The 15,888-nt window shown below is 65.1% G+C and carries 15 protein-coding genes and 1 pseudogene; 7 read left to right on the top strand and 9 right to left on the bottom strand.

Annotated elements, in window-relative coordinates; translation table 11 throughout:
• Positions 1 to 54 precede the first annotated feature (54 nt).
• From L2Y97_RS22040 to L2Y97_RS22605, 5 genes and pseudogenes are all read left to right on the top strand, one after another.
• Entirely contained in the window at positions 55 to 1,545 is a 1,491-nt protein-coding gene (locus L2Y97_RS22040) for a glucoamylase family protein (protein WP_247431128.1), read from the top strand.
• Positions 1,545 to 2,828, top strand: a complete 1,284-nt coding sequence (locus L2Y97_RS22045) for a sugar ABC transporter substrate-binding protein (RefSeq protein WP_247431131.1) — start codon at positions 1,545 to 1,547, stop codon at positions 2,826 to 2,828. The genes L2Y97_RS22040 and L2Y97_RS22045 overlap by 1 nt, the downstream gene beginning before the upstream one ends.
• The gene (locus tag L2Y97_RS22050) at positions 2,825 to 3,706 is read left to right on the top strand and encodes a carbohydrate ABC transporter permease (protein WP_247431134.1); all 882 of its coding nucleotides are present in this window, start codon (positions 2,825 to 2,827) and stop codon (positions 3,704 to 3,706) included. Before L2Y97_RS22045 ends, L2Y97_RS22050 begins: the two co-directional genes overlap by 4 nt.
• A complete protein-coding gene (locus tag L2Y97_RS22055; RefSeq protein ID WP_247431137.1) occupies positions 3,703 to 4,524 on the top strand; it encodes a carbohydrate ABC transporter permease in 822 nt (273 codons plus the stop codon). The genes L2Y97_RS22050 and L2Y97_RS22055 overlap by 4 nt, the downstream gene beginning before the upstream one ends.
• 2,083 nt (positions 4,525 to 6,607) lie before the next feature.
• Positions 6,608 to 7,369: pseudogene (locus tag L2Y97_RS22605) on the top strand (discoidin domain-containing protein); the annotation flags it as partial.
• 65 nt (positions 7,370 to 7,434) lie between these two features.
• On the opposite strand, the gene L2Y97_RS22065 reads toward L2Y97_RS22605, so the two are convergent.
• The 9 genes from L2Y97_RS22065 to L2Y97_RS22105 all read right to left on the bottom strand — a co-directional run bounded on the left by L2Y97_RS22065 (position 7,435) and on the right by L2Y97_RS22105 (position 14,483).
• On the bottom strand, positions 7,435 to 7,794 hold the full coding sequence (locus L2Y97_RS22065) for a hypothetical protein (protein WP_247431141.1): 360 nt from the start codon (positions 7,792 to 7,794) through the stop codon (positions 7,435 to 7,437).
• Positions 7,795 to 7,900: 106 nt separating this feature from the next.
• On the bottom strand, positions 7,901 to 8,731 hold the full coding sequence (locus L2Y97_RS22070) for a pirin family protein (protein ID WP_247431144.1): 831 nt from the start codon (positions 8,729 to 8,731) through the stop codon (positions 7,901 to 7,903).
• Positions 8,732 to 8,857: 126 nt separating this feature from the next.
• On the bottom strand, positions 8,858 to 9,529 hold the full coding sequence (locus L2Y97_RS22075) for a YecA/YgfB family protein (protein ID WP_247431147.1): 672 nt from the start codon (positions 9,527 to 9,529) through the stop codon (positions 8,858 to 8,860).
• Entirely contained in the window at positions 9,526 to 10,293 is a 768-nt protein-coding gene (gene xth, locus L2Y97_RS22080) for an exodeoxyribonuclease III (RefSeq protein WP_247431150.1), read from the bottom strand. Before xth ends, L2Y97_RS22075 begins: the two co-directional genes overlap by 4 nt.
• Before the next feature lie 60 nt (positions 10,294 to 10,353).
• A complete protein-coding gene (locus L2Y97_RS22085) occupies positions 10,354 to 12,402 on the bottom strand; it encodes a M3 family metallopeptidase (RefSeq protein ID WP_247431152.1) in 2,049 nt (682 codons plus the stop codon).
• A gap of 139 nt (positions 12,403 to 12,541) precedes the next feature.
• The gene (locus L2Y97_RS22090; protein ID WP_247431155.1) at positions 12,542 to 13,084 is read right to left on the bottom strand and encodes a gamma carbonic anhydrase family protein; all 543 of its coding nucleotides are present in this window, start codon (positions 13,082 to 13,084) and stop codon (positions 12,542 to 12,544) included.
• Positions 13,085 to 13,155: 71 nt separating this feature from the next.
• Positions 13,156 to 13,470 (bottom strand): hypothetical protein, encoded by a 315-nt coding sequence (locus L2Y97_RS22095; protein ID WP_247431157.1) that lies wholly within the window; start codon positions 13,468 to 13,470, stop codon positions 13,156 to 13,158.
• Between the two features lie 102 nt (positions 13,471 to 13,572).
• Positions 13,573 to 13,863, bottom strand: coding sequence for a hypothetical protein (locus tag L2Y97_RS22100; RefSeq protein WP_247431160.1), 291 nt, complete (start codon positions 13,861 to 13,863; stop codon positions 13,573 to 13,575).
• 86 nt (positions 13,864 to 13,949) lie between these two features.
• Positions 13,950 to 14,483 (bottom strand): energy transducer TonB, encoded by a 534-nt coding sequence (locus tag L2Y97_RS22105; RefSeq protein ID WP_247431163.1) that lies wholly within the window; start codon positions 14,481 to 14,483, stop codon positions 13,950 to 13,952.
• 254 nt (positions 14,484 to 14,737) lie between these two features.
• On the opposite strand from L2Y97_RS22105, the gene L2Y97_RS22110 reads away from it, so the two are divergent.
• The gene (locus L2Y97_RS22110; RefSeq protein WP_247431165.1) at positions 14,738 to 15,196 is read left to right on the top strand and encodes a DUF4126 domain-containing protein; all 459 of its coding nucleotides are present in this window, start codon (positions 14,738 to 14,740) and stop codon (positions 15,194 to 15,196) included.
• A 32-nt stretch (positions 15,197 to 15,228) separates the two neighbouring features.
• Positions 15,229 to 15,843 carry a LysE family translocator gene (locus L2Y97_RS22115; protein ID WP_247431168.1) on the top strand — a complete coding sequence of 205 codons (615 nt, stop codon included), beginning with the start codon at positions 15,229 to 15,231 and terminating at the stop codon, positions 15,841 to 15,843.
• Positions 15,844 to 15,888: the final 45 nt, after the last annotated feature.

Here is a 15,888-nt window from a genome sequence, read left to right on the forward strand (position 1 = left end):
GACGCCGTCCCCACGCCGGCCGCGTTAGCCTCGACAGATCCAAGGAACACCCACATGAAAGCCTCCACGACCAAGCGCCTGACCCTCGCCCTCGCCGCCCTGATGGCCTGTGCCGCCCCCCTGGCCATGGCCCGCGAAACGCCCAAGGCCGCCAAGGCCAAGCCCGCCGCCACCACGATGCCAACGAAAGACCTGCACCCGGTGCCGCCCATGATCGTGGACCTGGAGAAGCGCACCTTCCAATGGTTCTGGGATAGCGCCAACCCCGAGAACGGCCTGGTTCCCGATCACTATCCGACCGACTCGTTCGCCTCGATCGCCTCGGTGGGCTTCGGTCTAACCGCGTATGGCGTCGGCGTGGAGCGCGGCTATGTCACGCGCGAGCAGGCGGTGGACCGCACGCTGGCCACGCTGAAGTTCTTCAACGAGTCGGCGCAGAACGATTCCGAGGATGATTCCACCGGTTTCCACGGCTTCTACTACCATTTCCTGGACATGAAGACCGGCAAGCGCTTCGCGCGCTGGGTGGAAGTCTCGTCGGTGGATACCACGCTGCTGCTTGGCGGCGTGCTGTTCGCGCAGAGCTACTACGACCACGACACGCCCAAGGAAAAGGAAATCCGTGACCTGGCCGACCAGATCTACCGCCGCGTGGACTGGACCTGGATGCAGAACCACGCGCCGCTGATCAGCATGGGCTGGACGCCTGGCGGCAAGGCCATCCCGCACGATTGGGAGGGCTACAACGAAGGCATGCTTGTCTACATCCTTGCACTGGGCTCGCCCACGCATCCGGTGGGCGAGGATGCGTGGCAGGCGTGGACGAAGACGTACGACAAGACCTGGGGCGAGTTCCACGGCCAGACCTTCCTGAACTTCGCGCCGCTGTTCGGCCACCAGTTCAGCCACACCTGGGTTGATTTCCGCGGTATCAAGGATGCGTGGAACCGTGAGAAGGGCCTGGATTACTTCGAGAACAGCCGCCGCGCCACGTACTCGCAACAGGCCTACGCGATCGCCAACCCGGGTGGCTGGACCGGTTACGGCAAGAACATCTGGGGCCTCTCCGCCTCGAACGGCCCGGGCGGCCTGATCATCAAGCAGGGTGACAAGGAGCGCACGTTCCAGGGTTACACCGCCCGTGGTGCCGGCCTCGATTACATCTCGGACGATGGCACGATCGTACCCATGGCGGCCGGCGGCTCGATCGCCTTCGCGCCGGAGATCGTCATTCCCGCGCTGGAGGAGATGAAGAAGAAGTACGGCCAGTACATCTACACCAAGTACGGCTTCGTCGACGCGTTCAACCTCAGCTTCGATACGCGCACCGACCTGCGCACCGGCCAGCTCGTGCCGGGCTTCGGCTGGGCCGATACCGTGCACCTGGGCATCGACCAGGGCCCGATCGTGCTCATGATCGAGAACTATCGCAGCGAGTTCGTGTGGAACGTGATGAAGAAGAACCCGTACATCCGCAAGGGCCTGCAGCGCGCCGGCTTCACCGGCGGCTGGCTGGATGCCGAGACGGCTTCCACCCTGTGGTAATGCGCGCTGTCCGCCTCGGCCTCATCGCTGCGCTGGCCCTTGCCTGCGCAGCGGTGGCGTCGTGTGCGAAGGAAGAAAGCGGTACGCGTACGCTGGAGTTCTGGACGATCGGCCGCGAAGGCGAGGCCGTGCTCAAGCTGCTGCCGGAGTTCGAGCGCGAACACCCCGGCTTGCATGTGTCCGTACAACAGCTGCCGCTGACCGCCGCGCACCAGAAGCTGCTTACCGCGTATGCGGGCGACTCCACGCCGGATATCACCCAGCTGGGCAATACCTGGATTCCGGAGATGGTGGCGCTTAATGCGCTTGAGCCGCTCGATGCCCGCGTGAACGCGTCCAGGGTTGTCGACAAGGCCGATTACTTCCCGGCCATCTGGTCCACCAACGCGATTGACGGCACGCTGTACGGCGTGCCCTGGTACGTGGATACGCGCCTGCTGTTCTACCGCAAGGACCTGCTGGCGAAGGTGGGCTACGACCATCCGCCACGTGACTGGGCCGAATGGCAGGCGATGATGGCGAAGCTTGCCCAGCCGGTCGGCAAGGCGTACGGCGTGCTGCTGCCGACCAATGAGTTCGAGCAGTTGCTCGCGCTGGCCCTGCAGCAGCCCGATCCGCTGCTGCGCGATGGTGGCCGCTACGGCAACTTCCAGAGTCCCGGTTTCAAAAAGGCGCTGGCCTTCTACGTCTCGTTGTTCAAGGAGCAGCAGGCGCCGATGATGACCAACGTCGGCATCGGCAACCCGTGGGCGGCGTTCGGCCAGGGCTTCTACGCGTTTTACCTGTCGGGCCCCTGGAATATCGGCGAGTTCCGCAAGCGCCTTCCGCCGGAACAGCAGGCGGATTGGGGCACGGTAGCGTTGCCGGGACCGAATGGCCCGGGTGCTTCGAATGCCGGTGGCTCGAGCCTCGTGATCTACCGCAAGTCGAAGCATAAGGACGACGCGTGGGCGCTTATCGAGTTCCTTTCGCGTCCTGAGATCCAGGAGCGCTTCTACCAGATCCTGGGCGACATGCCGCCGCGCCGCTCATCGTGGCAAGCGCCTGCGCTGCGTGACGACGACAAGGCCACCGCCTTCCGCGACCAGCTGGAACGGGTAAAGGCCACGCCGCCGGTCGCCGAGTGGGAACGCATCGTCACCGAAATGCAGCTGGTGGCGGCCCAGGCCGCGCACGGCGACCTCACGATCGACCAGGCCGCCGCCGAGATCGACCGCCGCGCCGATCGCCTGCTGGAGAAGCGACGCTGGATGCTCGATCACGGCCACAAGGCAACGCCATGAACACCACCACCCGCGCCGCCTGGCTCTTCATCACGCCTGCGCTGATCATCCTCGGCCTGTTCTTCCTGTTGCCGGTGGTGGCCGCACTGGTGCTATCGGTTACCGACTTCGATCTGTACGCGCTGGCCGATATCCGCAACCTGCGTTTCGTCGCGCTGGAGAACTACTGGTCGCTTTTGCAGCGCCCGCTGTTCTGGTCGGCGCTGGGCCACACGCTGTACTTCGTGATCGTGGGCGTGCCGCTATCGCTCATGGCCTCGCTCGGCGCCGCCATGCTGCTGAACTCACCGCTGGTGCGCTTCAAGCCCTTCTTCCGCACTGCGCTGTTTGCGCCCGTGGTGACCACCGTGGTTGCCGTGGCCGTGATCTGGCGTTACCTGTTCAACACCAAATACGGCCTGATCAACTACGTGCTCGATTCGATGCACCTGCCGACCGTGGACTGGCTCGGCGATCCGCACTGGGCCATGCCCACCATCATCCTGTTCGCCGTGTGGAAGAACTTCGGCTACAACATGATCATCTTCATGGCCGGCCTGCAGGCCATCCCGGCCGACCTGTACGAGGCGGCGCGCATTGATGGCGCCTCGGCCTGGGCGCAGTTCCGCCATATCACGCTCCCCATGTTGAAGCCGACCATGCTGATGGTGAGCATCCTCACCGTGTCGGGCTACTTCCAGCTGTTTGCCGAACCGTACGTGATGACCGAAGGCGGCCCGCTGCAGAGCACGACCTCGGTGCTGTACCTGATGTACGAAGAAGGCTTCAAGTGGTGGAACCTTGGCTCGGCCTCCGCCGTGGCCTTCATCCTGTTCGTGATCATGTTCGTGGTCACCGCCGCGATGCTTCGCCTGTCGAAGCGGGGAGAGCCGGCATGAGCCCGCGCCTGGCCAAGGCCGTTATCAACGGCCTGCTGATCGCCGCGGCGGCCATCGCCATCGCGCCGCTGCTTTACATGGTCTCGGTATCGTTCATGACGCCGGGCGAGGCGAGTGCCCTGCCGCCGCCGGTGTTGCCCACGCATGCCACGCTGGCGAACTACCGCCAGCTGTTCATGAATGCGGGCATGGGCCGCTACCTGTTCAACAGCCTGCTCATTTCCACCGCCATCACCGTGGTCTCGCTGGCCTTCAACCTGATGGCCGGCTATGCCTTCGCCAAGCTGGAGTTCAAGGGCAGGGCGCGGCTGTTCCAGCTACTGCTGGGCGCGCTGGTCATCCCGGCGCAGGTCGCCATGTTGCCGCTGTTCCTGTTGCTGAAGTACATGGGCCTGGTGAACACCTACGGTGCGGTGATCGTGCCGGCGCTCGCCACCATCTTCGGGATCTTCCTGGTTCGCCAGTACGCCAGCGGCATCCCCGATGACCTGATGGAAGCGGCGCGTATCGATGGCGCCGGCGAGTTCCGCATCTTCGCCACCATCATCATGCCGCTGCTGAAGCCGATCATGGTGACGCTGGCGATCTTCACCTTCCTGGCGGCATGGAACGACTTCATGTGGCCATTGATCGCGCTGACCGGGCAGGAGCATTACACCCTGCCCATCGCGCTGGCGTCGCTGTCGCGCGAGCACGTGCAGGATAGTGAGCTGATGATGGCCGGCTCGGTGGTCACGATCCTGCCGGTGCTGGTGTTGTTCCTCGCCCTGCAGCGCTACTACCTCGAAGGCCTGCTGCTGGGCAGCGTAAAGGGTTAAGACCATGCATCCCTGTAGGAGCGCCCTTGCGCGCGATATCGATTCGCCGGGCGCCGCAGGTCCCGTGGCCTCGGTTTGCCGTCGATCGCGCACAAGCGCGCTCCTGCAGGGGCTATGGCTCCTTGTGGCGGGCGGTGCGCAGGCGTCGACGCTGGATGCGTTCGACACGACCACCGGCTGGCACGCCACGCACACCGATGACGTCTCAGCGACACTCCACGCGGTGCCTGGCAAGGTCGGCCAGGCGGTGTGCCTCGCGTTCGACTTCAATGGCGTCTCCGGCGCCGCGTCGATTCGACGAACACTGCCCATTGATTTTCCCGAGGGCTTTGCGCTTGGCTTCGATGTGCGCGGCAACATGCCTGCGAACACCCTGCAGCTGAAGCTGATCGACGATACCGGCGACAACGTCTGGTGGTATCAGAAGCCGGGCTTCACGCCGTCGGCCGACTGGCAGCACATCGATGCCACCAGCCGCCAGGTCGAGTTCGCCTGGGGTCCATTGAAGGACCGTACCTTGCGCCACACGCGCGAGGTGGAGTTCATGGTCTACAAGGAAGCCCAGCCAAACGCGGGCCCGGACAAGGGCGAGGTGTGCTTCGATAACCTGACGCTCGTGCCGCGCAAGCCCGAGGCCGTCCCCGTGCCGCCGCCGACACCGAATGCGGTCTTTGAGCAGCGGGCTAAGGCAGTGCGCCGTGGGTTGTACCCACGCGGATTCTCCGGCGAGCAATCGTATTGGACCATCGTCGGCGTGGATGGTGGCAGCCGCGATTCCGCGCTGATCTCCGAAGACGGCGCCGTCGAGATCGTGCGCAGTGGGTTCTCGATCGAACCGTTCCTTATCGAGGCCGGCAAGCTGGTGACATGGGCCGACGTCACGGCGACGCAATCGCTGCGAGATCGTTACCTGCCCATGCCGTCGGTGGCATGGAAGAACGGCGATGTGTCGCTGACCACCACGGCGTTCGCGCAAGGCCAACCCGGATCCTCCGAGCTTGTGCTGTCGTACCGCGTCGCCAACGATGGCGATACGGCGCGTGACGTGACCCTGATGCTTGCGGCGCGGCCGTTCCAGGTGAATCCGCCGACCCAGTTCCTCAATGCACCGGGCGGCATCGCGACCCTTCGCGATCTGGCATGGGATGGGAAGGCACTCACCGTTAATGGCGAGCGGAAGGTCATACCGCTGCAAAAGACCGCTACCGTGATTGGGGCGGTGAACACGCCGCGGATGTTGACCGAGCGTGTGGATGCGGGTGAGTCGCTTGGGAGTCTTTCGTTAGGGGCGATCGCGAGCAAGCTCGCTCCTACAGACGTTTCGCGGGCGCCGGTTGCTCGGGCGGAGGGGCTGCCACCAGGCGTTGCGCGGCTGCACGATGGGTCGGGGTTTGCCCAGGGCGCGTTCGTCTATCCCCTGCATGTGCCGGCGCATGGTCATGTAGATCTGGGGCTGGTCGTGCCCGTAAAGCAGGATGACGTGGTCGCTGCGCCAGGCGACGCGGCAGCATGGCTGGCGTCGCACGGTGACGCGGTGGCCACGCAATGGCGTGAGAAGCTGGACCGCGTGGATGTACGTGTACCTGCGGTGGCCCAGCCGATCGTCGATACGATGAAGAGCGGCATCGCGCAGATCCTCATCTCACGCGATGGCCCCGCGTTGCAGCCCGGCACGCGTTCGTACTCGCGTACCTGGGTGCGTGATGGCGCGATGATGCTGGAAGGCCTGCTACGCACCGGCCACGACGATGTCGCGCGCGAGTTTATCCGCTGGTACGCGCCGCACCAGTTTTCGAATGGAAAGGTGCCGTGCTGCGTCGATGCGCGTGGCTCCGATCCGGTGCCAGAGAACGATAGCCATGGCGAGCTGATCTTCAGCGTGGCCGAGCTTTGGCGGTACACGCATGATCGCGCGACCGTGGATGCGCTGTATCCCCATGTGCGCAAGGCGGCGCTTTATATGGATACGTTGCGCGCCAGCGAACGGCAGCCTGCGCGGCTTGAAGGGCCGGACCGTGCGCTTTACGGCCTGATGCCCGCCTCGATCAGCCACGAAGGGTATTCGGCCAAGCCGATGCATTCGTACTGGGATGATTTCTGGGCGCTGAAGGGCTACGAGGACGCTACGGATCTCGCTGCCGCGCTCGGCCACGCCGAGGATGCAAGAACGTTTGGCGCGTCACGCGACCAGTTCCGCGAGGATCTGCACGCGTCGATTGCGGCGGCCGTGAAAGCGAAGGGCCTGACGTTTATCCCTGGCTCGGCGGAGCTGGGCGATTTCGACGCGACGTCGACGACCATCGCGCTCTCGCCCGGCGGCGAGGGATCGCGCCTGCCCAAGGCGCTGGTCGATGGCACGTTCGAGAAGTACTGGCAGTCGTTCGTCGCTCGCCGCGACGGCAAGGTGGCGTGGGAGGATTACACTCCCTACGAGCTGCGCACCATCGCGACCTTCGTTCGCCTGGGATGGCGCGATCGCGTGAATGACCTGATCGCGTTCTTCTTCGCCGATCGCCGCCCGGCGGCGTGGAACCAGTGGGCCGAGGTAGTCGGCCATGATCCGCGCAAGCCGCGCTTCGTCGGCGACATGCCGCACGCGTGGATCGCTTCGGATTACGTACGGTCAGCGCTGGACCTGTTCGCCTACGATCGCGAATCCGATAACGCCATGGTGCTCGCGGCCGGCGTGCAGCCGTCGTGGCTCGAGGGTGAGGGCATCGCCATCCGCGACCTGCGGACGCCTTACGGCCGCTTCGGCTACACGCTCAAGGCGAAGGACGGCAAGGCGGAGCTCACGATAACTCAGCCGATCAGCCCGCCCGGTGGCCTGGTGCTGTCACTGCCCTCAGGCGAAACAAGGATCCCTGCCGGGAAGACCAGGATAAAGGCAGACCTGTAGGAGCGCCGCGGTCAGTGCGTCGCGACACGAGTGCGGAGCAACGCATCCACCGCCTGCTGCCACTCTGCCGAACCGGGTTCGGACTGCGGGGCTTCCTGGCCCAGCTTGGCGTTCACTGCCTGGTCCCAGGCGGGCGTATTCGGTTGGGGCCCGTGGCCGTCGTCGCTCACGGCGAGGGTCTTGTCGACCCAGCTGTACCACTCGGGGGTGCCAAGTGCGGCCGTGGCCGGTGCGGTACGGCCTGGCGCGGGCGAGGCGGCGGTGCTGCTCGCGGCCGGTGTACCGGCCTGTGGCGCGGGCGGGGACGAGGGCGAGCAGGCGGCAATGATGAAGGCGGCCGTCAGGGGAACGATGGTGAGGAGAAAGCGCATGGGCAATGAAGACCTGGCGAATGCGTATGGCGCCAAGCCTACAAACCCTTTCCGGTCCTTAACTTAAACGGGGCAGGGAACTTCCCTGCCCCGTTCAGGTTCGACCTCAGAACTTCCCGGCACGGAAGTCGGCGATCGCCTGGTGGATCTGGTCCGGCGAGTTCATGACGAACGGGCCGTAGCGTGCCACCGGCTCCGCCAGCGGGCGCCCTGCGACAAGCAAAACCCGGGCGGGCTCGGAAGCCGCGAAGGCCACGGTATCGCCCTTCGAAAGCACGGCCAGCTCGCCACGCGCCAATGACTGGCCCGCCACGGTGGCGGCCTTTCCATCGAACACATACGCGAACGCGCTATGGCCATCCGGGAGCGCCAGCTCGACATCCGAGCCAGCCTCGAGCGCGATATCCAGGTACACCGGCTCCGTGGCGATGCCCGAAACCGGGCCTTTCGCCCCGGCGAGCTCACCAGCCACGACCTTCACGGTGACGCCTGCGGCCGGCTGCACCACCGGAATGTCCGAGGGTGGAATGTCCTGGTAGCGCGGGGCGGTCATCTTGTCCGCCGCCGGCAGATTCACCCACAGCTGGAAGCCCCACATCAGGCCTTCTTCCTGCTGCGGCATCTCGGAGTGGATCAGGCCGCTGCCGGCCGTCATCCACTGGACGCTGCCCGGGCCAAGATCACCGGTGTTGCCCTTGTTATCGCCGTGGCGCATGCGCCCGGCGAGCATGTAGGTCACGGTTTCGAAGCCGCGATGCGGGTGATCCGGGAAGCCTTCGATGTAATCGCCAGCCTGGTCGGAACGGAACTCGTCCAGCATCAGGAACGGGTCAAGCATGTCGAGGGCAGGCTGGCCGATGACGCGCTTCAGCTTAACGCCGGCGCCGTCGGCGGTATCCATGCCGCGGACGCGGCGGGCGATGCTGCGGTAGGTCATGGGGGGCTCCGGTGGGTTTCTGGATCCCTGCAAGATGACGTCATTGGGGCCTGTGGCATAGGCCTGCGCGGTGAACGATGTGTTCCGGCAAGACCGTGATCGTGCGCGAGCGCGCTCCTACAGGGTTTAGTGCACCCAATGCCCCGCGCGCTGCCGCGGCGGATGTTCCTCGCCATCGCGGCGCGGCTTCACCAGTGCGCCCAGTTCGGCTTCGGTCGGTGCGTTTTCACGCCAGTAATTGCCCACGGCGATCAGCACCTCGGGCAACTGGCCCAGGCACTCGTCGTATTCCTCATCGGTCAGCTTTTCGAATTCGGCATCGGCCTGCAGCACGCCTTCATCGACCGCCAGCGCCATGATCGGGCCGAGCAGCTGCATCAGTTCCGGATCTTCCGCCAGGCGCGCTTCCCAGAGCTGGGCGCGCATATCGATGCCACGGCTGAACCCTTCGCACCAGCCGGCAGCCGACAGCATCGGGCCTTCTTCGGTATCGATCTCGCCGAGGATCGGTTCGTACGCATCGACATCGAGTTCAGCGGTGACCGAATCGTTGAGCTTGGCCAGCAGCGCCAGTACGCGATTGCCCTGGTCTTCATCCTCGAAGGCATCGTGGAGCACTTCGTGCAGCCATTCCTCGGGCTTTACCTCGAGCGGACCTACCGCCACGGCGGAGAGCAACCCATGCACGCCATCGAGCATGAGGTCACCATCGTTACCGTGCACGCGCAGGTAGGTATCGAGTTCTTCCAGTTCCTTGTCATCCAGGGAGCTGGGCCATTCGGATTTGGGTACGTTCAAAGCGTTAACTCCAGCGCGACGGGCGCGTGGTCGGACGGTTGCTCCCACTTCCGCGGTGCCTTGTCGATGATGGACGAGGTGGCCACGGCCTTGAGCGCATCGCTGATCAGGATAAGGTCGATCCGCAGCCCCATGTTGCGCCGGAACGCGGCCTGACGGTAGTCCCACCAGCTGAATAGCCCGGCCTCCTCGGAGAACAGGCGGAAGCTGTCGTGAAGGCCCGTATCGAGCAGCGCCTGAAGCGCGGCGCGCTCGGGCGGGGAGCAGAAAATATCCTCGCCCCAGGCTACCGGATCGTACACATCACGGTCGTCGCGGCAGATGTTGAAATCGCCCAGGACAACCACTTTCGGATGCTTCGCCATTTCCTGCGCGACAAAGTCGCGCACCCTGGCCAGCCAGTGCAGTTTGTAGATGTACTTCTCGTCGCCGAGCGCCTTGCCGTTGACGACGTAAAGGTTGATGACGCGCACGTCACCCACGGTGGCCGCCAGGATGCGCCGCTGCGGATCATCCAGGCCTTCGATGTCGGTGACGATATCGCTCAGTTCATCCTTCGCCAGGATGGCCACGCCGTTATAGGTTTTCTGCCCGGAAAACACCGAGCGGTAGCCCATGGCGGCGATCTCATCGACGGGAAACTTGTCGTCGGTGAGCTTGGTTTCCTGCAGCGCGATGATGTCCGGCTGCGCCTCACCCAGCCATTGCTGGAGGTGGGGCAGGCGGACCTTGAGCGAATTGACGTTCCACGAAGCGATCTTCATCGCCCCATTGTAATGGAAACCCGCGTGACGACCCGGCGTCAGGCGGGTTTCCGTCCGCCGTCAGGCCAGCCCGTAGCTTTTGAGCAGGGCCTCCGGCTCCGGGGCGCGGCCGCGGAAGGCTGTGAACGACGCCAGGGCCGGGCGGGTGGCACCCACGGCCAGGATCTGCTTCCGGAAACGCTCACCCGTGGCGCGGTCCAGCACGCCCGCGGCCTCGAACGGCTCGAACGCGTCTGCCGACAGCACCTCGGCCCACAGGTAGCTGTAATACCCGGCCGCATAGCCGCCCGCGAAGATGTGCGTGAAGGCGTGCGGGAAGCGCTGCCACACCGGCGGGTGCAGCACCGAGACTTCCTTGCGGACTTCTTCGAGGACTTCCATCGGCCGCGCGCCGCGCACCGGGTCGTACTCCAGGTGCAGGCGGAAATCGAACAGGCCGAATTCCAGCTGGCGAACGAGGAACATGCCGGTGTGGAAATGGCGCGCCTTCAGCATCCGCTCGTAGAGGTCATCCGGTAGTTCTTCACCGGTCTGGTAGTGCTTCGCGAACAACCGCAGCGCTTCGCGGTCCCAGGCGAAGTTCTCCATGAACTGGCTGGGCAGCTCCACCGCATCCCATTCCACGCCGTCGATGCCGCCCACCGAAGGGATATCCACCTCGGTCAGCATGTGATGCAGGCCGTGGCCGAATTCGTGGAACAGCGTGAGCACGTCGTCGTGCGTCAGGAGTGCCGGCGCGCCTTCGGTCGGCGGCGGGAAATTGCAGGTAAGGAACGCGACCGGCAACTGCAGGTGCTCGCCATCGCGGAAGCGTGCTTCGCACACGTCCATCCACGCACCACCACGCTTGCCCGAGCGGGCATACAGGTCGACATACGCGCCAGCAAAGACGCTTCCGTCCGCGTTACGCAGGTCGTAGTAGCGAACATCCTTGTGCCAGGTATCCACGTCATCGCGCGGATCGAACTTCACGCCGTAAAGGCGCTCGACCACGGCGAAGAGGCCATCGACGACTTGCTGGGCCGGGAAGTACGGCTTGAGCTGCTCTTCATCCAGCGCATAGCGCTCCTGGCGCAGGCGCTCGGCGGCGAAAGCGACATCCCACGGCTCGAGGTTATCGATCTTCAGGGTATCGGTCGCGAACTGGCGCAGTTCAGCCAGTTCCTCACGCGCACGCGGGCGTGCCTTGGCCGCCAGATTTCGCAGGAAATCGAGTACTTCCTGCGGTGAGGTCGCCATCTTGGTCGCGAGCGATTCTTCGGCGGCGTTGGCGAAGCCGAGCAGCTGCGCGGCCTCGTGGCGCAACGCGATGATTTTCTCAATGCGTTCGGAGTTATCGAACTTGCCCTTGTTCGGGCCCTGGTCCGAGGCACGCGTCTGGTAGGCGTAGTACACGTCAAAACGCAGGTCGCGGTTCTCGGCGTAGGTGAGCACCGCCTGCACGCTGGGTTGCTTGAGGGTTACCAGGTATCCGTCGAGGTTTTCCTCACGGGCATATTCACGCAACACCGCACGCCCGGAGGCGGGAATACCGGCCAGGTCGCGTTCGTCCGTGATGTGCTTGTGCCACGCCTCGGTCGCATCGAGCACGGCGTTGGAGAACTCGGTGGTCAGGCGCGAAAGCTCCACGCCGATTTCGCGAAAGCGCGTACGCGCCGGTTCTTCCAGCGCCACGCCTGACAGGCGGAAGTCGCGCAAGGCGTGCTCCACCGCGGCGCGTGCGGCGACCGGCAGCGTGGCGAAGTCACCGCGATCGGCGATGGCCTGGGTGGCGGCGTACAGCTCGCGGTTCTGGCCCACTTCCAGGCCATGCTCGGTCAGCTTCTCTTCGGCGGCGCCATGCACCTTGCGCAACGCTTCGCTATCGGCGACCGAATGCAGGTGGCTTACGGGTGACCACGCGCGCGACAGGGCCTGATCCAGCCGCTCCTGCGGCAGGATCACGTGATCGAAATCCCGGGTGGCGCCAGCGGCCGTGATCTGGTCGATGCCAGCGCGCTGGTTGGCGATCAGCCGGTCGATCGCGGGCTCGATATGTTCCGGCCGGATGGCCGAAAACGCCGGCAGTTCGCCGCTGGGGTCCAGAAGGGGGTTAGTGGTGCTGTCCATGGGTGTCTCCTTGTTCGGCATCCAGCGTGGTGCCGTCCGGAGTCCAAATCAAGCAGTGCGGCGTAAAGACGCTAAGCCACTGTTTCCCAAGGGCCATTACCACCGGTTTTGTAGGGGCGCGCTTGCGCGCGATCCCCGGTCACCCCAGTTCCGCCAGATACGTATCCTTCAACTTCACGTAATTGGCCGCCGAGTAATACAGCTGCTCCACCTGCTTATCGCTCAGCACGCGCACCATTTTCGCCGGGTTACCTACCCATAGTTCACGCTCGCCCACGACCTTGCCCGGCGGCACCAGCGCGCCAGCGGCCACGAAGGCGTTCTTCTTCACCACGGCCCCATCCAGCACGGTGGCATGCATGCCGATAAGGCAGGCATCCTCGATGGTGCACGCGTGGATCACCGCGCCATGGCCGATGGTGACGTCTTCGCCAATGATCGTAGGGAAACCACCCGGGCTGTACGGGCCATCGTGGGTGACGTGGATGACCGCGCCATCCTGCAGGTTGCTGCGGGCGCCGATGCGGATGTGATGGACATCGCCGCGCGCGACAGCGCCGGGCCAGATCGACACATCATCGGCCAGTTCAACATCGCCGATGACCGTGGCGGCCAGATCGACGTACACGCGGGCGCCAAGGCGCGGCAGGGTGCCCTTGAAGGGGCGGATATTCGTAGGCATCAGCGGATTGTAGGGCCTGCCGGGGATCCCTGTGGCGTCGTCGCGAACGGCGTCGCGCACAGGGTGCGCTCCTACTGGAATTTGCCGCCGGTGATGTGGCCGCTGCTATCCCACTGCGGGAAATAGCGGCTGTTGTTCATCCGGAAATCCATCGTGGTGATGGAATCGGGCATCACCAGCTGCACATCCGGGTAGGCGGCGCGGAACTGGTCGGCGGTGGGTTTCGTGGCGATGAAGGCATCGAAGGCCTTGGTATCGGTCACGAAGCCGTGGACGGGTGCCGGGGCCGAATGACCGGCTGGCGTGCCGGCCGGCGCGGTCTGGCACGCGCTGAGTGCGGCGCCGCCGAGGACGGCCATGAAGAACAGGGTTCCGATGCGGTACATGGGGCAGGCTCCTTGCCTTGGGGGAGCCCCGATCATAGGCCAGGGCGCCGCGACGAACCATGAACCAGTGCCCGGCGGGCGACACCCGCCGGGCCAGCAGGGTTACCGGAAGGTGCCCCCGATGATCCGCTGCCGGGTGGAGTCGTAATGCGGGAACAGGCGGCTGTTATCCGTGCGGAATTCCCGGGTAGTGATCTCGTCGGGACCGACGACGTGGGTACAGGACGCGAGCCACAGGCGCGCCTGCTCAAGCGTGGGCGTCTTCTTCGCCAGCCAGTTGAGCATGGCTTCCGGGTTCGCACGATCGCAGCCAAACGAGGCCGGCTTGGCGGATGCGGTGACCGGGGCGCTGCAGGCGATGATGGCCAGCAGGCCGAGTACACGGATCTTCATGGGTGGCTCCTTGCCTTGGTGTCAGTGGCGTCCACCGTTGGACGCCAGCGCAGAATGATCATCCGTGTCCGGCTATTCCCTGAATCTCAGCTTCCGTTTCGCCTACGAATCGCGTCAGCCTTCGCCTCGTCTTCCGCCGTGACGACCTGCTGCTGGGCGTCCAGCTTGGCGCCCAGGATGATCAGCGTGTAGTTGGTCGGATCGAAGTCACGCAGCAGGGCAATCTCGCGGCGGGCCTCTTCCAGCTCGCGGTGGTTGATCTGGCGCTCGATCGTCTGCGAGGCGAACGGCAGGGTTTCGCGCAGGGCATCCGTGGCCGTCGCGTTGGCCGCATCCAGCTGCAGGATGGAGAGGTAGTACTCGTAGGCGTTGTTGCCCTGCGGGGCCACCAGCCGTCCTTCTTTGGTCGCGTCGCGGGCAAGGCCAAGCAGGATATTGATTTCGGGCGAGCTGCCGGTCGTGGTCGCGGGCTCGGGCAATTTCACCTCGGCATCGGCCGCGGCGATCTGGTGCTGCTGGCGAACACCCAGCACAAGGGCCGCCACCAGCAACACGGCGGTGACGACAACGACGATGATCGCGCGGCGGGGCACCGCGGCGATACGGGAAGCGGAGATCATGGGGGAATTCCGGTAACACACTGCCCGCAACCAGGCCGGCCCCCTGTCGGACGGCCCCTGCGGGCGCGCCATGTTCCCCCCCGATTGTTGCAGGCTGGCGACAAGCGTGCGCCAGCGCACAGTGCCCCGCCGCCAGTGGTCACGGCGGCTCCTGTAGGAGCGCGCTCGCGCGCGATGCGGGTTCACGATCATTTCCCACAATCCACGACCGGCCCCCGGGGATTGGAATGCGACCAAACCCATGGAGCCCCGCCATGATCCTGCTATTCGCACTACTTATAGGTATCGTCGCGGGCCTCCGCGCCATGATGGCCCCCGCCGCGACCGCCTTCGCCGCCCGCTTCGGCGGCCTGGCCCTGGCGGGTACACCGCTGGCCTTCATGGGCTACGCCTGGACCCCATGGATCTTCGGCATCGCCGCCCTGGCCGAGCTGGTCACTGACCAGTTGCCGACCACGCCCAGTCGTAAGATCCCGGTGCAGTTCGGCACCCGCGTCGTCACCGGTGGGTTGAGCGGCGCCTGCCTGGGCGTGGCCCACGGCATGCTCATAGCGGGTGCCATCGCCGGCATCGTTGGCGCGATCGTCGGCACGCTCGGTGGTTCGGCGGCGCGCACGGCCATGGCCCGGGCGTTCAAATCGGACCGCCCGGCCGCGCTGATCGAAGACGTCGTGGCCATCGTCCTGGCCCTCGTGGTGGTCATGGCCGCCTGAGTCCGCCGCGCGGCATGGCGTAAGATCGGCCGATGCTCGATATCCATGCCGTCGCCGTCGTCTTTTCCGTCTATGTGGTGGGCGTGGTTATCCCCGGCCCTAACTTCGTGGCGGTCGCCCACAAGGCCGCCTCGACCAACACGGCCGATGCGCTGGCGATGGTGGCCGGCATCGTCGTGGTGAACCTGTTCTGGGCGACCTGCTCCATCCTGGGCGTGGGCATCGTATTCGCCACGTTCCCGTGGATCGCGCTGGCGGTAAAGCTCGCCGGCGCCGCCTACCTCATCTGGTTCGGTGGCCGGCTTATCGTGAAAGCTGGCGGTACCAGCACGGCGCGGGTGGACGAGGGCGGTCCCACGGTTTGGCAATCGTTCCGCGCGGGCATTGCCACCAATATCGCGAACCCCAAATCCATGGCGTTCTTCGCCGCGGTGTTCGCCGCCGCCGCGCCCGCCCATGTCAATCCGCCCACGTTTCTGGCGATGCTGGCCACCGTGGCCGTGGTGTCATCGACCTGGTACGCGCTGGTCGCGGTGTTCTTCGCCACGCCACGCGTCGCCGCGCGCTACCGGCACTGGAAGAAGGGCATCGACCGTGTGTGCGGCTCGGTGATCGTCGCGCTCGGGATTCGCCAACTGGTTCGCTGAAACGGTACAGTCATCGGGCGAGCCTAACTTCCGTTCCAGGAGGTG

Origin of the sequence: Luteibacter aegosomatissinici (assembly GCF_023078495.1) — a bacterium.
Taxonomy (GTDB): Bacteria; Pseudomonadota; Gammaproteobacteria; order Xanthomonadales; family Rhodanobacteraceae; genus Luteibacter; species Luteibacter aegosomatissinici.

Excerpts from the sequence above, each read along its gene's own strand:
- L2Y97_RS22040 (WP_247431128.1), top strand. The coding sequence starts at position 55 with ATGAAAGCCTCCACGACCAAGCGCCTGACCCTCGCCCTCGCCGCCCTG.
- L2Y97_RS22045 (WP_247431131.1), top strand. The coding sequence starts at position 1,545 with ATGCGCGCTGTCCGCCTCGGCCTCATCGCTGCGCTGGCCCTTGCCTGC.
- L2Y97_RS22050 (WP_247431134.1), top strand. The coding sequence starts at position 2,825 with ATGAACACCACCACCCGCGCCGCCTGGCTCTTCATCACGCCTGCGCTG.
- L2Y97_RS22055 (WP_247431137.1), top strand. The coding sequence starts at position 3,703 with ATGAGCCCGCGCCTGGCCAAGGCCGTTATCAACGGCCTGCTGATCGCC.
- L2Y97_RS22065 (WP_247431141.1), bottom strand. The coding sequence starts at position 7,794 with ATGCGCTTTCTCCTCACCATCGTTCCCCTGACGGCCGCCTTCATCATT.
- L2Y97_RS22070 (WP_247431144.1), bottom strand. The coding sequence starts at position 8,731 with ATGACCTACCGCAGCATCGCCCGCCGCGTCCGCGGCATGGATACCGCC.
- xth (WP_247431150.1), bottom strand. The coding sequence starts at position 10,293 with ATGAAGATCGCTTCGTGGAACGTCAATTCGCTCAAGGTCCGCCTGCCC.
- L2Y97_RS22085 (WP_247431152.1), bottom strand. The coding sequence starts at position 12,402 with ATGGACAGCACCACTAACCCCCTTCTGGACCCCAGCGGCGAACTGCCG.
- L2Y97_RS22090 (WP_247431155.1), bottom strand. The coding sequence starts at position 13,084 with ATGCCTACGAATATCCGCCCCTTCAAGGGCACCCTGCCGCGCCTTGGC.
- L2Y97_RS22095 (WP_247431157.1), bottom strand. The coding sequence starts at position 13,470 with ATGTACCGCATCGGAACCCTGTTCTTCATGGCCGTCCTCGGCGGCGCC.
- L2Y97_RS22100 (WP_247431160.1), bottom strand. The coding sequence starts at position 13,863 with ATGAAGATCCGTGTACTCGGCCTGCTGGCCATCATCGCCTGCAGCGCC.
- L2Y97_RS22105 (WP_247431163.1), bottom strand. The coding sequence starts at position 14,483 with ATGATCTCCGCTTCCCGTATCGCCGCGGTGCCCCGCCGCGCGATCATC.
- L2Y97_RS22110 (WP_247431165.1), top strand. The coding sequence starts at position 14,738 with ATGATCCTGCTATTCGCACTACTTATAGGTATCGTCGCGGGCCTCCGC.
- L2Y97_RS22115 (WP_247431168.1), top strand. The coding sequence starts at position 15,229 with ATGCTCGATATCCATGCCGTCGCCGTCGTCTTTTCCGTCTATGTGGTG.